Origin of the sequence: Allobosea sp. BE125 (genome assembly GCF_031456075.1) — a bacterium.
Taxonomy (GTDB): Bacteria; Pseudomonadota; Alphaproteobacteria; order Rhizobiales; family Beijerinckiaceae; genus Allobosea.
Genome location: NZ_JAVDTY010000007.1, coordinates 133,958 through 147,836, shown reverse-complemented (window position 1 = coordinate 147,836; position 13,879 = coordinate 133,958). Strand labels below are relative to the sequence as shown.

The 13,879-nt window shown below is 66.6% G+C and carries 10 protein-coding genes; 2 read left to right on the top strand and 8 right to left on the bottom strand.

Going from position 1 to position 13,879, the window contains the following annotated elements; all coding sequences use genetic code 11:
• Window positions 1-113 precede the first annotated feature (113 nt).
• From J2Y55_RS17045 to J2Y55_RS17025, 5 genes are all read right to left on the bottom strand, one after another.
• Window positions 114-1,142: an amino acid ABC transporter substrate-binding protein gene (locus tag J2Y55_RS17045; protein WP_310155724.1), complete on the bottom strand. Its 1,029-nt coding sequence runs from the start codon at window positions 1,140-1,142 to the stop codon at window positions 114-116.
• A 670-nt stretch (window positions 1,143-1,812) separates the two neighbouring features.
• Window positions 1,813-2,829 carry a ribosome small subunit-dependent GTPase A gene (rsgA, locus tag J2Y55_RS17040; RefSeq protein WP_310156294.1) on the bottom strand — a complete coding sequence of 339 codons (1,017 nt, stop codon included), beginning with the start codon at window positions 2,827-2,829 and terminating at the stop codon, window positions 1,813-1,815.
• A gap of 84 nt (window positions 2,830-2,913) precedes the next feature.
• The gene (locus J2Y55_RS17035) at window positions 2,914-3,957 is read right to left on the bottom strand and encodes a GMP reductase (RefSeq protein ID WP_310155721.1); all 1,044 of its coding nucleotides are present in this window, start codon (window positions 3,955-3,957) and stop codon (window positions 2,914-2,916) included.
• Between the two features lie 118 nt (window positions 3,958-4,075).
• Entirely contained in the window at window positions 4,076-5,011 is a 936-nt protein-coding gene (locus J2Y55_RS17030; protein WP_310155718.1) for an acetamidase/formamidase family protein, read from the bottom strand.
• A gap of 29 nt (window positions 5,012-5,040) precedes the next feature.
• Window positions 5,041-6,123 carry a DMT family transporter gene (locus tag J2Y55_RS17025; RefSeq protein WP_310155716.1) on the bottom strand — a complete coding sequence of 361 codons (1,083 nt, stop codon included), beginning with the start codon at window positions 6,121-6,123 and terminating at the stop codon, window positions 5,041-5,043.
• Between the two features lie 258 nt (window positions 6,124-6,381).
• Here J2Y55_RS17025 and J2Y55_RS17020 point away from each other — a divergent pair, with 258 nt between their 5' ends.
• Window positions 6,382-7,506, top strand: a complete 1,125-nt coding sequence (locus J2Y55_RS17020) for an AbrB family transcriptional regulator (protein ID WP_310155713.1) — start codon at window positions 6,382-6,384, stop codon at window positions 7,504-7,506.
• A 48-nt stretch (window positions 7,507-7,554) separates the two neighbouring features.
• On the opposite strand, the gene J2Y55_RS17015 is transcribed toward J2Y55_RS17020, so the two are convergent.
• Entirely contained in the window at window positions 7,555-8,730 is a 1,176-nt protein-coding gene (locus tag J2Y55_RS17015) for a glycosyltransferase (RefSeq protein ID WP_310155710.1), read from the bottom strand.
• A 345-nt stretch (window positions 8,731-9,075) separates the two neighbouring features.
• On the opposite strand from J2Y55_RS17015, the gene J2Y55_RS17010 reads away from it, so the two are divergent.
• Window positions 9,076-10,128: a glycosyltransferase family 2 protein gene (locus J2Y55_RS17010; RefSeq protein WP_310155707.1), complete on the top strand. Its 1,053-nt coding sequence runs from the start codon at window positions 9,076-9,078 to the stop codon at window positions 10,126-10,128.
• On the opposite strand, the gene J2Y55_RS17005 is transcribed toward J2Y55_RS17010, so the two are convergent.
• Window positions 10,125-11,426: an O-antigen ligase family protein gene (locus J2Y55_RS17005; RefSeq protein ID WP_310155704.1), complete on the bottom strand. Its 1,302-nt coding sequence runs from the start codon at window positions 11,424-11,426 to the stop codon at window positions 10,125-10,127. The two genes, J2Y55_RS17010 and J2Y55_RS17005, sit on opposite strands and share 4 nt — an antisense overlap.
• On the bottom strand, window positions 11,426-13,855 hold the full coding sequence (locus J2Y55_RS17000; RefSeq protein WP_310155700.1) for an exopolysaccharide transport family protein: 2,430 nt from the start codon (window positions 13,853-13,855) through the stop codon (window positions 11,426-11,428). The genes J2Y55_RS17005 and J2Y55_RS17000 overlap by 1 nt, the downstream gene beginning before the upstream one ends.
• Between the last annotated feature and the right edge of the window lie 24 nt (window positions 13,856-13,879).

The following is a 13,879-nucleotide window of genomic DNA, read 5'->3' as shown; positions in this document are numbered from 1 at the left end:
CCCATGCCGGAACAGTTCAGGCATGGGTCCCGGATCGGCGCCGCTACGCGGCTTGTCCGGGACGACGGCGCATGTTCATGAATCCAGCTAGGAGCGGCAGAACCGCTCCGCTCTCACTGGAACGGCGGGGTGAACAGCAGGCCGCCCTTGGTCCAGAGCTGGTTCTGGCCGCGCTCCAGCTTCAGCGTCGAGCCCTGGCCGACGGTGCGCTCGAAGCTCTCGCCATAATTCCCGACCTGCTTGATGACCTTGTACATCCAGTCGTCGGGCAGCCCCATCATCGCGCCGAAGCCGCCTTCCGCGCCGAGCAGGCGGCGGACTTCGGTGTTCTTGGAATTGGCCTTCATCTCGTCGACATTGGCGGAGGTGACGCCGAGCGCCTCGGCGGCGATGGTGCCGTTCAGCACCCAGCGCACGATCAACTGCCAGCGCTCATCGCCCCAGCGCGTCACCGGCCCCTGCGGGTCGTTCGAGATCGGCTGGGTCAGGATGACGTGATCATCGGGCACCTTGAGCTTGACGCGCTGGCCGGCGAGCGCGCCGACGCCGGCGGTGTAGGCGTCGCAGCGGCCGGAATCATAAGCCGTGATGGCGTCGTCATTCTTCTGGAAATTGGTGATGGTGACCTTGAGGTTGCGCTCGCGGAACCAGTCGGCGGCGTTCTTCTCCTCGGTCGAGCCGGCGGCGACGCAGACCGAGGCGCCGTCGAGATCGGCCGCCGTCTTGGCGTTGGCCTTCTTGCGAACGATGAAGGTCTGGCCCTCGTAGAAATTGATGCCCTGGAAGTTGAGGCCGAGCGTCGCATTGCGCGAGAAGGTGATGGTCGAATTGCGCGCGAGCACGTCGACCTGGCCCGATTGCAGGATCGGCCAGCGCTGCTGCACCGAGGTCGGGGTGAACTTGACCTTGGTCGCATCGCCGAGCACGGCCGCCGCCAGCGCCTTGCAGTAATCGACATCCAGCCCGGTCCATTCGCCCTTGTCATTGGCGAAGGAGAAGCCGGGCAGGCCGAGATGCACGCCGCATTCGATGTTGCCGCGCGCCTTGATCGCATCGAGCGTCGGGCTCGGCGCCAGTTGCTGGGCATTGGCAAACGAAGCCCCTGCGGCCAGCACTGCCGCGGCTAGAATTGTCGTCTTCATGATTGTCGCTCTCCCCGAAGCCGTGAGCGGCTTTCTGCGTTGAAGACGCGACTATGCAACAGACGCGGCGAGAGTGGTAGCGGGGGCGACGATGGCTTCGGGTGGAGTTGCCATTGAACAGCCCGCCCTGGGCGTTCCATAACGCACCTTACCAGATGAGGATCTGCCAGAGCTGCCCGCTGCACCGCCTGCAAACCTATTAGGTGCACGACCTACAGGAAGCCTGCTCCTCAAAGCTTATTTCCTAGCCCGAACATGACCCCTAGGAGCGCGATAAAATCCAAAATACCAAAAAAAAGACCGTAACCCATCGCTCTTAAAAATCGTTTGGTCGCAATAAAATATACGGCAAAAACTATTACCGGTACCGCTAAAATCCCATATATCAAAACTGTTACTGTAAGACCAAACCAATTCATTTTCTAACCCCGAACAGGATACTGCCAACTTACGCTGAATCCGACGTTACCTTTCATTCCATGATGGCGGTTGTCCGCCGTAGAGCACCGCGTTCCACAAGTTCCTAGAAGTCTGCTACGGCTCGAGAGCGGCTCCTCTGACTAGGCCGAGCGCACCGCGCCCATCAACTCCGAGGTCGTGCCTGCGACCGGGCCGCGACAGGGCACCGCGACGGTCTTGTCCTCGAAGGCGCGGTGTTTGGCGACGCCGCCTACCGCCTTTTCCCCCTCGGCCCCTTCACCTCCGGCGTCTTTGCCCTGTTCTCCAGGCCGAGCTTGCGCCAGCGTGCCAGACGCTCAGGGTCGATCACGCCCTTGGCGACGGCTTCCTGAACCGCGCAGCCGGGTTCGTGCTCGTGGGTGCAGTCGCGGAAACGGCAGAGCGGGCTCAGTTCCGTGATCTCGGCGAACAGCGTTTCGAGACCAGACGCCGCATCGCTGACATGGAGCGTGCGCATGCCCGGCGTGTCGATCACCCAGCCGCCGCCGGCAATCGCATGCAGCGAGCGCGACGTCGTGGTGTGGCGCCCCTTGGCGTCGTGGGCGCGGATGTCGCCGGTCTGCTGCGGCTCGCCCTCGATGATGCCGGCGAGCGCGTTGACAAGCGTCGATTTGCCGACGCCGGACGAACCAACCAGCGCGAGCGTGCGGCCCTGCCCACACCAGGGCGCGAGCGCAGCCGCCGCGTCAGGGCTGCGCGGATTGACGATTGCAACAGCCAGCCCGCGTTGCAGGGCGGCGGCCTGGTCGAGATAGGGCTGCACGTCCGGCACGAGATCGGCCTTGGTCAGCAGGAGGACGGGATCAGCGCCGCTCTCATTGGCCAGCGCAAGATAGCGCTCCAGGCGCGCGACGTTGAAATCAGCATTGCAGGAGGTGACGATGAACAGCGTGTCGATATTGGCCCCGGCAAGCTGTGGTGTCTTGCTGCCCTCGGTGCGCCGCGCCAACACCGTCGCGCGCTCCAGCCTGCGCCGGAGCAGATGCGTGCCGGGCTCCACCAGAACCCAGTCTCCCACCGTGAAGTCACCTGTATTGGTATGGACCGGCAGTTCGAGCCTGATCGGCCCATCCGCCGTGATTGCGCTCATGCGGGCGCGGTGCACAGTGTCGATGCGCGCAGGCCGGAGGCCGGCGTCATCCGGTTCGCATTGATCTGCAAAGAAATCCGTCCAGCCCAGCGCCGCAAGCGACAATGGTGCGGAGGCAGTGTCGCCTTGCGTCACAATATCGCCCCACCGCTCGGCGTCCTCGTCATGGGCGACGATAAAGCGGGGTTCAGGCCGGCTTGCAAGCGCTAACCAGGCCGCCCATCACCCTCCGAACACCGTGTTCAACTGGCTGCCGACCATGATGAAGGTGGTGCGCTTGGGCATTTCCTTCAGCCTGACCGCGCCGATATAGGTCATCGCCGAGCGCACCCCGCCCATCAATTCCGACAGCGTGCCTTCGACCGGGCCGCGATAGGGCACCTCGACGGTCTTGCCCTCGGAGGCGCGGTATGTGGCGACGCCGCCGGCATAGCGCTTCATCGCCGTGTCCGAGGACATGCCGTAGAAGGTCATGCCGACGGCGACTTTCTCGCCATCGCGCTCCTCATAGCGGATCTCGCCTTCGCATTCGTCATGGCCGGCGAGCATGCCGCCCAGCATGACGAAATCGGCGCCGGCGCCATAGGCTTTTGCGAGGTCGCCCGGCACGGTGCAGCCGCCATCGCCGCAGACCAGGCCCTTCAGCCCATGGGCCGCATCGGCGCATTCGATGATGGCCGAGAGCTGCGGATAGCCGACGCCGGTCATCTTGCGCGTGGTGCAGACCGAGCCCGGCCCGATGCCGACCTTGACGATGTCGGCGCCGGCCAGGATCAGCGCTTCCGTCATGTCGCCGGTGACGACATTGCCGGCCATGATCGCAGCATCGGGAAAGGCGGCGCGCGTCGCCTTGACCGTATCGACGAATTTCTCGGTGTAGCCATTGGCGACATCGAGGCAGATCTTGCTGATCGGCGCCTTCGCATGGACGGCCTTGAGCTTGTCATGGTCGCTCTCGGTGGTGCCCAGCGAATAGAAGGCGTTGGCGGATTGCGGCTCCTTGAAGAAGGCGATGAGCTCGTCGGCACCGTAATGCTTGTGCAGCGCGACCATGGCGCCATGCTTCAGCAGCGCGCGCGCCATCGCCATGGTCCCGACCACGTCCATATTCGCCGCGATCAGCGGAAAGCCGCTCCATTCCGTACCGGTATGGGCGAAACGGAAGCTGCGGTTGACGTCGACATGGGCGCGACTGCCCAGCGTCGAGCGCTTGGGCCTGATCAGCACATCGCGGAAGTCGAGTTTTGGATCGTTCTCGATGCGCATGGGGCCTCCGACGGCAGCTCGGCGCACGCAGAGGGTCGCGTGCGTCGATTCATAGCCGCTCGGGCCCGCGAGAGGCAATCCAGACCGTAGCGCCCGACGTTCCCTGGATTGCTTCGGCTTACGCCACCAGGCTCTTCGCCAGCATGCAATGCACGCCCTTGGAGCCGTTGACCGTCTGGGTCACGCGCAGATCGGCAGCGAGGCTGCACAGCATATAGGCCTCCTCGCGCGCGAGCTTCGTGCGCGCGACGATCAGCGCGATCATCTCGCGCAGCGCCTTCTGGGCGCAGATGTCCAGATCGGGATCGATGCCCATGGTGATGTGGTGGGTCGGCGTCTCCGCCCGAGGCGTCGTGAAGGACAGGTCCTCGCGCAGGATGAACTCGAAGGTGCCTTCGAGCGCGGTCTCGATCGCGGTGACACAGACCTCGCCATCGCCCTGCGCGCCATGGCCGTCGCCGCAGGAAAACAGCCCGCCCTCGACGAAAACAGGCAGATAGAGCGTCGAACCCGCAACCAGCTCCTTATTGTCGAGATTGCCGCCGAAGGCGCGCGGTATGAGCGAGGTCAATCGGCCCCAATGCGCGGGCGGCGCCGTGCCCATCACGCCGAAGAAGGGCGCCAGCGGCAATTCCATGCCCCAAGGCAGATGCGCCAGATTGGTTTTCGCATCGAGCCCGATATGGATCAATTTATGCGCGTCGAACTCGTCGGGCAGCGTGCCCGAGAGCGGCTTGATCATGGTGTAGCCCCAGTCGGTGCGCAGCTTCACCTCGCGGATGCGCACCTCCAGCACCTGGCCGGGCTTGGCGCCCTTCACCGCGACCGGGCCGGTCAGGATATGGCCGGGCACCGAGCGGTCGGCCTTGGCATGGATCTCGTGGATTTCGGGCAGGACATGGAAGCCGGATTTCGGCTGCGCCTCGGCCGGGCCGGTGACGGTGCGGATCGTGACGCTGTCGCCGCTCGCGATCGTCAGCACAGGCTTGAGCGCGGCGTCGAAGAAGCCCCAATGGCAGGTCGAAAGGCCGGCCTCGAGCAGATGATGGGTCACGGGCGGCCTTTCCAAGGGGAGGTTTCAGCTCAAGGGCCCGCGCCGGTGGTGAGCGCTGGCCTGGCATTCTTGCGGATGGTGTAGAGCGTCGCGCCGATGACGATGGCGGCGCCGATCCCGGTGGTCAATGCCGGGATTTCGGCGAAGAACACGAAGCCGGTGAAGCAGGACAGGATCAGCCGGGTGAAGTCGAGCGGCGCGAGCGCGGCCGCCTCGCCAACCTGATAGGCCCGCGTGAGCAGCCATTGTCCCGCGGTGCCGAACAGGCTGAGCAGGACGAGCCAGAACCACTGCTCCGGGCTCGGCTGCGTCCAGAACCACCAGCACGGCACGGCCAGCACCGCCATCAGCACGACGCCTTGATAGAGCAGGATGGTCTCGGTGCGCTCGGTCGCCGCCAGCATGCGCACGCTGACGGTGACGCCGGCGCCGAAGAGCGCACCGGCGATCGAGGCCAAGGCATAGATGTTGAGCCCGCCTGCGGAAGGATCGAGCATGATCATCACACCGGCGAAGCCGATGATGGTGGCGATCCAGCGCCGCGAATCCACCTTTTCCTTCAGCACGAGCACGGCGGCGATGGTGACGAAGAAGACCTGGCTGAAGCCGATCGCGGTCGCTTGCGCCAGCGGAATATGGATGACCGCCGAGAAGCCGCACAGCATCGAGGCGAGCGTAATGAGGCCGCGCGTGATCTGAAGCCCCGGGCGGGTCGTTCGCATCAGCAGCGGCAGCGCCGAGCCCGCGATCGCGACGATGACCAGGCTCATGATGATCTGGCGGATCATCAGGATCTCGATCAGCGGGATCGCGGCCCCGACATGCTTCATCGCGCCGACCATGACGGCGTAGACCAGGAGCGACGACAGCATATAGACCGAGCCGCGCAGATTGGGGCTGGCGGAGAGCCAGCGGCGGGCGAGGCCATGTCGCAGCCGGGCGACCCAGCCGCGCCGCGCGGGCGCGGCGATTTTGGATATCGAACTGAGAACGATGGGTGGAGCCGCCTCCGCAGGCGGCTCGTCGGCATGCAACGGACGGAACGAGGCGTCTGAGGCGTCGTCATCGAAACCCGAACGGTCCTGCCGCCCGGTCAGTCGCTCTTCGCTCATCGCCCCAGCCATCGGCCGCACTTTTTAGCGCGCGGCTCGTTTCCATCCCCGATGCGAAACCATTGATGAAACGGGCATCTTCCGCCAGAGGCCCGGACACATGCCTGGGTTGTGTAGGGCGAGCCGGTCGATGCGTGGTGGCGGCAAGGGCGGCATTCCGGCCTCGGTCTGTCACATCAGTGCAAAGGCGTGTAGGAGGCCTCGATCTTCCGCGGGCGGGCGCCCGCGTCACATTTTCCGGGATTTAAAGTCGGACGCATGAGGGATCTGCTGTCGAGTCTGTCGGGGGGGCTTCGTGCGCTCGCGCCGGGGCGCTTCCCCTATCGGCGTTTCGCATTGGCGCTGGTCCTTGGCGGTGTCGGCGCCTGGCTCTTCGTGCAGGGGCGGCTGCCGCTGCCCTGGATGCTGGGCTCGATGGTGTTCTGCACGATCGCGGCCCTGCTGCGCCTGCCCGTCGCCGCGCCGCCGGTGATCCGCCCGCCGATGACCATGGTGATCGGTGTCATGCTCGGCGCCGGCTTCAAGCCGGAGGTGATCGGCCAGATCCCCAACTGGCTGCCGACCATTGCCGGCCTCGTGCTGTTCATGTGCGCCTGCGGCTTCGCCTGCGTCGGCTATTTCCGCAAATTCGCGGGGTTCGACCCGGTCACCGCCTTCTTCGCCGGCATGCCGGGCGGGCTGGTCGAGATGGTCACGGTCGGCGAGGAAAAGGGCGGCGACGCCCGCATCATCGCACTGATCCACTCCGCCCGCATCCTGCTGGTGGTGATGACACTGCCCTTCATCGTGCAGTGGATCGGCGGCGTTCCTCTCGGCGGCACGCGGGTCGCGGGGCCGTCATTCCAGCAGACGCCGCTTTTCGCCGAGCTCACCTTGCTGGCCTGCGGGCTGGCCGGCATCGTCGTCGGGCACTGGCTGAGATTGCCGGCAAAATTCCTGCTCGGGCCGATGCTGGTCAGCGCCGCGGTGCATCTGGCGGGGCTGAGCAACGCGGTTCCGCCTTTCGAGATCGTCAACGCGGCGCAGCTCGTGCTCGGCGTCACCATCGGCTGCCGTTTCGTCGGCACGCCGCCACGCATCATCCTGCGCGTGCTCGTGCTCTCGGTCGGCTCGACCGTGCTCCTGCTGGCGCTGACCTTGTCCTTCGCCTGGCTGGTCGCGCTGGTCTCGGTTCATGGCCATGTGCCGTTGATCCTGGCCTATTCGCCGGGCGGCCTCGCCGAGATGAGCCTGATCGCGCTGGCGCTGCACACCGAGGTCGCCTTCGTGGCGGCTCACCACATCATCCGCGTCTTCCTGGTGATGGTCTGCGCCGGCCCGCTTTTCGGCGTCATCATCGGCAAGCCCAAAACGGCTGATGGGCGAGTGGCGAATGGCGAGTAGCGAATGGAGATTGGCTGTCGCTGCTCCTTTCGCTCTACTCGCCACTCGCTATAGGCCATTCGCAGCGGCAAGCCCTTGCGCCAGCCCCGCCGCCAGTGCTGCGCATTGGCCAGCCATGAAAGCGGCTCCGTCCAGGCGCTGCCGGTCGCCGGCGCGGATGGCGCCAAGGCGCGCAATCAGCGCCTGCGCGAAGGCCTGCGGCGTATCGGCGACGCTGAAATTCGCCGGCATCTGCGAAAAGCCCCGGCAGGACAATGTCGTCGCCACGGCGGGCAGGCCGAGTTGCATCGCCTCGATCGTCTTCAATTGCACGCCCGTGCCGGCGCGGCTCGACAGCGCCACAATCCGGCAGGACCGCAGGAAATCGTCGGCATCGGGCACCCTGCCGACAAGCGTGACCTGCGGCGGCAGGACCGGCATCTCGCCCGACAGCCGGCCGGCGACAGCAACCGTGATATCGGATGGCAGCAGCGGGCAGATCTCGCGCAGGAACCAGTCGAGGCCGATGAAATTCGGCGCCCAGGTCCAGGTTCCGATCAGGCCGATATCGTAGGCGGGCGCGGGCTCCGTCGCCTCGACGGCAGGTTTGCGGGCGGAGCCCGAGACCAGCGGTAGCGCCGCCGACTTCGCCTGATATGCCGGGCCGAGCGCGGCGCGATCCGCCTCGGCCAGGGTCCAGACGAAGCGCGCCTCGTCCCAGAGCCGGCGTTCGATGCGCTCCAGCTGCCTTGCCTCGCGAGCGAAGAGCCAGCGCAGCAGCGGGTTGGCGCTGTGCGATGCACTCTGCCGCGCCGAGACATGCTCGATATTGTGCTCGACCAGCACGCAAGGACCCAGGCTGAGCAATTCCGGGAAGGCGCCGGGCAGCATCACCGAATTCAGGATGAGCGCGTCGAACGGTCCATGCGCCCGCACCGCTTCGATCAGGCGGCCCTCACCGGCCAGCCGGAGCTTCGCGCAAGCGACCGGCAGGCCCTTCGCCAGGGCGGCCGCTATCCATTGCAGCTTGCGCCGCGCCGGCACGGCGGCGTTCTCGATGTCGATGGCGTCGATCACGACCGCGCCTTCGGGAACGGCTGGAACCTCGCCCGGCCGCAGGAAGCCGATCGCCGTGACCTCATGACCGGCGGCGCGCAGCGCGTCGAGGATCGCGGCATTGGCGATCTCGAAACCGGTGTCGGGCCGGGCGACCGGAATCAACGAGGTCAGGAAGGCGAGGCGCAAGACGGGCGGCCCTTTGGCAGTGGAGGCCGCGAGAGAGACGCAGATCCTATCGCAGGGTCAAGTCCAACCGAGCGCCATCGTCAATGTTTTCTGGTGCTTGGCTTTCTGGCACTTGGCCCCGGTTCCGCGCCGATCGCGCACACGGAACCTTAAGCGCCCTCATGCAGTCTAGTGGAACGAATTTGACATTTGCGACCCGCCCGATATCGGCCGCGCGGCAAATGTCAAATTCATAAGTTCCACTAGAAAACCAAAGATTTGCTAGCGGTTTTGGTGATTCCGACATTTGCTCCGAACTCGATATAGAACGGGGAGCAAATGTCGGAATCAAACCACTTGTGCGCCATGGCCCCGACCGAGAATGACCCGATCTTCGATGCCATCGCCGCAGTGCCGCTCGCGGCGACGGGCTTCGACGCGACTGAGACCTTCACGATCGTCGCACGCTCGCCGGAGGAGGCCTTGCGCGGCGTCGAAAGCGTCGTCTGCGTGCCGACCTTCAAGCGGCCCGACATGCTGGAGGCGACCTTGCGCTCGCTGGCCGCGCAGCAGGGCGGGCGCGACTTCGCCGTCATCGTCGTCGAGAACGAAGGCATCGAACGCGCCGGCGCCACCCGCGCCAAGGCGCTGCTGGAAGCCGGCCTGTTCAAGGGCCTTGTCATCGTCGAGCCGCGCCAGGGCAACTGCAAGGCCTATAACGCCGCCTGGCGCTGCGCCCTGACGCGGTTTCCGGCGCTGGAACAGCTGCTCGGCATCGATGACGACGAGCAGGCCGAGCCCGGCTGGCTCGACGCCTTCCTGCGCGCGGCGGAGACGGCTCCAGCCGAGCTCTTCGGCGGCTCGGTCACGCCGGCTTTCGAGGATACCTCGCGCGCCTGGCTGAAGGCGCATCCGGTGTTCCGCTCGCATTACAGCGTCACCGGCCCGATCCCGATCCTCTATTCCAGCGCCAACTACCTGATCCGGCGGCGGGTGCTGGAGCGGCTGGGTTTCCCCTTCCTTGACGAGAGCTTCGATTTCACCGGCGGCGGCGACAGCGATTTCTTCTCGCGCGCCAAGGCGGCGGGCTTCCACTTCTGGTGGGTGCAGGAGGCGGCTCAAACCGAGACCATGCCGGCGAGGCGCAGCGAATCCGACTGGATCGCGGCGCGCGCTTTCCGCAATGGCGCGCTCTCGGCGCAGATCGCGCGGCGCCAGCAGCCGGGCCTGGCGGGACGGCTCACGGTGCTGATGAAATCGCTGGCGTTGCTGGCGGCATCACCCTTTCGCGGGCTCGCCTTGGCCCTGCGCACGCATTCGGTCCTGATCGGGCTCTATCACGCGCAAGTGGCGCTGGGTCGTCTGATGTCCGAATTCGGCGTCGCCAACGAGCAGTACCGCAAGCCGGAGAAGAATTAGGCCGTGACCCGGTATTTCGAGGTCAACCTCAGCCCGATCACCGAGACCAGGAGCGCGAACCAGACCGGGTCGGCGCGGCGGAAGAAGAAGCTCTCCAGGCAGGCCGAATAGACGCAGAACAGCCAGATCCGGAAGAAGAGTTCGGCCAGCGCCTTGTTCTCCGGCTTGGGCAGGACGCGGTGATGGTCGCGCAGCGGCAGCAGGATCAGGACGATCAGGGCGAGCATCATTCCGGGAATGCCGAGCCCGATGGCGAGGTCGACATAGCCGCTATGGCCATGGACCATGCCCTGGGCGATGCCGGTCTCGCCTTCGCCGATATCGGCGAACATGACATAGTCGCTGCGCCAGAAGCCCTCGAAGCCATAGCCGAGGATCGGCCGGTTCCAGAGCCGGTCGAGCGCGAATTTCCAGATCTCGGTGCGGCCGGTGAAGGTCTGGCCGGGGCTGAGCGCCTGCAGGGCGGTGTCGATCGGCTTGAACAGCACGGAGCCGATGGTTGCCGTGAGCAGCAGAGCGAGCGGGCCGAGCGCCAGCAGCGCGCGCAGCCACAGGCTCCTGATCCGCGCACAGGCGAGCCCGACCAGCACGACGAAGGGCCCGAGCCCCATCGAAGTCTTGGAGCCGGTGAAGAACAGGAAGACCGTCGCGAGCCCGGCGAGCGCCCAGCCCAGGCGCGGCGATGTCGTCATCACGAAGATGCCGATCAGCACGAAAACCACCATCATCGCGCCGGCGATGTTCTTGTGGTCGAACAGGCCGCGCCAGGCCCCGGCATGCTCGGGTTCGAGCGCATCCCCGGCCGAATGGACGGCGATATCGGGGTAGATCACGAGGCCGGCATAGCAGATCAGCACCACGATCAATGACGCCGTGCCGATGAGGCTGGCGAAATGGCGCCGGCCCTGGGGCAGCAGCATGATCGAACCGGCGATCACCAGCACCACCAGCGTAAAGCGGAAGGCGCGCATCGAGACGTCGGGATTAGCCGACTGGATCACGCCGATCGTCATCCAGGTGATCAGCAGGATCCAGCTCGGCCTGAGATAGGCCTGTGCCGCCCGGCCGCCCGAGAGGGCGGCGCTGACGATGCCGAGCACGGCGATCAGCGAGAAGCTGAGCTGATTGACGACGTTCGCGGTGTCCTCGTTGGGAACCTCGTAGCTGCCCTTGAACGGGCCGGTCGAGACCCAGACGAGCAGGAAGGCCGCGACGAAGATGAAGCCGCGCAGATTGTGACCGGCCTCGCTCCCGGCCGCGGCCGGCGCCGCACGCGCCTCGATGCCGGTCGCGCTCATCAGGCTTCGTTGACGACGAAGCCGCGGATCTTGGCGGCGTTGGGGCCAAGCGCGTCATTGGCCTGCGCCAGATCGCCGGCGGCGACCTCGCCCTTGCGGATGACGAGGATGATGTCGTCGACGGCGTCCGCGAAGCGTTGCGACAGGGCGTCGCTGCCCAGCGCCGCGCCGTCGATCACGATGGGTCCGAAACGCCGCGCCGCGGCGAAGAAGCCGTCGCTGATCTGCTCAGCGGTGACGAGATCGACGCGCCCGACGCGCGGCAGGAAGAACAGCCCCGTGCCTTCGTCCTGCAAGGCGGCGCGCACGAGACCGGCCGCCCCCGTCGCGATCTCATGAAGGCCGGTTTGCGCCTCCCCCGCGAACACCTTGGTCAGGCTGTTCTCGCCGAGGCCGGCATCGACCAGCAGTGCAGGCAGGCCCTCCTGCGCCGCATCGAGCGCGAGATTGAGCGCCAGCGTCGAGGCGCCGGCATTGGAGCGCAGCCCGAGCACCAGGACGCGGCGCCTGGCACTGGGGGCGCCCTCCTTGGCCAGCGCCATCCCGGCTGTCCTGATCGCCTTGGCGAAGGCGGCGTTGGGCTTGTCGAGCACATCCACGAGATGCGCCTTGGACTGGAAGACCGAGCGCGGCTCGTCCTCATTGCGTCGCCAGCGCCGGTGCCTGACGGCCGGCAGCGTGGCGAGCAAGGGAGCCGCAGTTGCCTGGACGATCTCGGGAAGGCGCTCGGCCTGCCCGCCCTGGATGGTGGTGAAGCGCCGCCAGCCCGTCTTCGCGCCGGCGGGCTGGGGGGCTGGCGCGGCCGGAATCGTGTCCGGAACAGGAGCGGGAGCGAGATCTTCGGGCGGGCTTGCTTCGACGGCAGGCGCATCCGGCTCTGCCTGCGCCGGCAGGCGCGTCCGGCGCCGCCAGAGGCTGAACCCGGCCGCGGGCTGCGCGGCGGGAGCCGGAAGCGGGCCGCCGGCCATCAGAGCCAGTCCGATCGCGAGCATGGCGCCCACGCCGCCGCCGCCGATGCCGCCGAGCATCGCGATGGTCCGCCGCGTGATGCCGCTCTTCTCCAGCGGCGGCATGGCCTGGCTGATGATACGGGCATTGGTGGTGTCGATGCCGGCGAGCTCGCCGGTTTCGCGCGCGCGCCGCAGGAAGGCGTCGTAGACGACGCGGGAGGATTCGACCTCGCGCTCGAGCTCGCGCAGCTCGACCGAGGCGCGGCTCGCGGCATATTGCGTCTTGGTCAGCTGGTCGACCCGCTGGGAGATCTGGCGCTCGGCTTCGACGGCGCGGTCGTACTCGACCTTGGCGGCGCGGCCGATGCGGGCGAGCTCCTCTGCGATCTGCCGGCGCGCATCGCGCACCTGCGCCTGCGCCGAGGCGAGCGCCGGGTGGCGTGCGCCCAGGGAGGCGAGCAGATCGGCCTCCTTGTTCAGTGCCGCGCCGAGCTGCGAGCGCAGCGCCGTCATGGTGTTGGAGGCCACCGCCTCGGGCACCGCGCCGGCCTCGATGCTGGCGGCGCGTGTTGCCAGCGTCTGATCATATTTCGCCTTGGCCTCGGTTGCCCGCGTGCGCAGCGCCACAAGCTGGGCGTTGTTCAGCGCGAGCTGCTCCTCGGTCATCGATTTGCCGCCGAAGCCGACGATGTTGTTGGCTTCCTTGTATTTCTCCGCCTTGTCCTCGGCGGTACGCAGGCGGTTGCGCAATTCCTCCAGGCGGCCGGTGAGGGCACCGGTGGCGCGCTGCGCGGCATCGGCCCTGACCGAGGCCTGGTCGTCGAGATAGGCGTTGGCCAAGGCATTGGCGATGCGCGCGGCCTTCGCGGCCTCCTTGGACGTCACGGAGATGTCGATGACGAAGGTGCGCTCGCCGCGCCGGACGGCGACGCTCTTGTCGAGCGCCGCCAGCGCGTAGAGCATGCCTTCATGCGCCGGTGCGCCGCTGCTCGGCAGAAACTCGGACAGGATGCGCATCAGCCCGGACTTGCTGGCCTCGCCGCCGAATTCGGGATCCTTGTCGAGCCCTTCGCTCTCGACGACGCGCGATTTGATGCTGTCCGAGGCGATGACGCGCGCCTGGCTTTCGAGATAGCCGGTGATCGAGGTCGGATCCCCGCTGACGGCGTTCGGCGAGACCTCGTTCTGGAGCACGCGCAGGTCGCGCGGGTCGATGAAGAGCTGCGCCGTCGAGATGTATTTCGGCGGCAGCATCAGGCTCGCCAGCCCGGCGAGAACGAGGCCCAGCAGCGCCGAGAGGATGATCAGCCCCTTGCGGTTCCAGAGCGTGGCGGCGAGCCAGGCCGGATCGGTCAGGCGCGCGAGCGCGTCGGGCGTGCCCGCAGCCGGGGCCTGCGTCTGCTTGCGGCGCTCCGGCCGCTTTTCGACCGGCTCTTCCGCTGCCGTTTCGGTGGTGGTGAACATTATACCACGCTTCACTCTGTCATTCCTGCCTGAGCGTCG

What these genes read in the sequence shown, in the direction of transcription:
- J2Y55_RS17045 (WP_310155724.1), bottom strand. Translation starts at nt 1,142, where the DNA reads ATGAAGACGACAATTCTAGCCGCGGCAGTGCTGGCCGCAGGGGCTTCG.
- J2Y55_RS17035 (WP_310155721.1), bottom strand. Translation starts at nt 3,957, where the DNA reads ATGCGCATCGAGAACGATCCAAAACTCGACTTCCGCGATGTGCTGATC.
- J2Y55_RS17025 (WP_310155716.1), bottom strand. Translation starts at nt 6,123, where the DNA reads ATGAGCGAAGAGCGACTGACCGGGCGGCAGGACCGTTCGGGTTTCGAT.
- J2Y55_RS17020 (WP_310155713.1), top strand. Translation starts at nt 6,382, where the DNA reads ATGAGGGATCTGCTGTCGAGTCTGTCGGGGGGGCTTCGTGCGCTCGCG.
- J2Y55_RS17010 (WP_310155707.1), top strand. Translation starts at nt 9,076, where the DNA reads ATGGCCCCGACCGAGAATGACCCGATCTTCGATGCCATCGCCGCAGTG.
- J2Y55_RS17005 (WP_310155704.1), bottom strand. Translation starts at nt 11,426, where the DNA reads ATGAGCGCGACCGGCATCGAGGCGCGTGCGGCGCCGGCCGCGGCCGGG.